Annotated in this window: 1 pseudogene; it reads right to left on the reverse strand. The window is 39.6% G+C overall.

Features of this window, described 5'->3' with window-relative positions:
* Positions 1 to 546 (reverse strand): annotated as a pseudogene (locus AVJ19_RS21250) (IS3-like element ISAba22 family transposase); the annotation flags it as partial.

The following is a 546-nucleotide window of genomic DNA, read 5'->3' on the forward strand; positions in this document are numbered from 1 at the left end:
CAATGTATTTTATAATATCTGCTTTGGCTTCTTCTCTGGTTTGATAGTTGTAATGATGCACTAACTCATTTTTCAGTATTCCCCAAAAGCTTTCAATCGGTGCATTATCGTAACAGTCTCCGCGCTTGCTCATTGAACCTTGAAAACCATATTGCTCAAGTATATTTCGATATTCATGGCTGCAATATTGACTTCCTCTGTCTGAATGCACAATCAGTTCTTTGGTTGGTTTTTGATTGTGAATAGCCATATTTAGCGCATTACAAACAAGCTGTGTTGTCATGCGCTCATTTAAGCTATAGCCAACCACTTGCTTCGTGTAAAGGTCTTTTACCGCTGCTAAGTACAGCCATCCTTCAACAGTCCATATGTACGTAATATCACTTGACCATGCTTGATTTGGTCTAGTCATTGAGAATTGTTGCTCCAGCAGGTTTTCATAGATCGCTCGATTATGGTCACTATTCGTAGTCCTTTTAAAACGCTTGTGTCGCTTACAATACAGGTGGTTCAGCGCTTTTATCTGACGTACAGCGTACATACTCA

Source organism: Acinetobacter sp. CFCC 10889, from assembly GCF_003268395.1.
Classification (GTDB): Bacteria; Pseudomonadota; Gammaproteobacteria; order Pseudomonadales; family Moraxellaceae; genus Acinetobacter.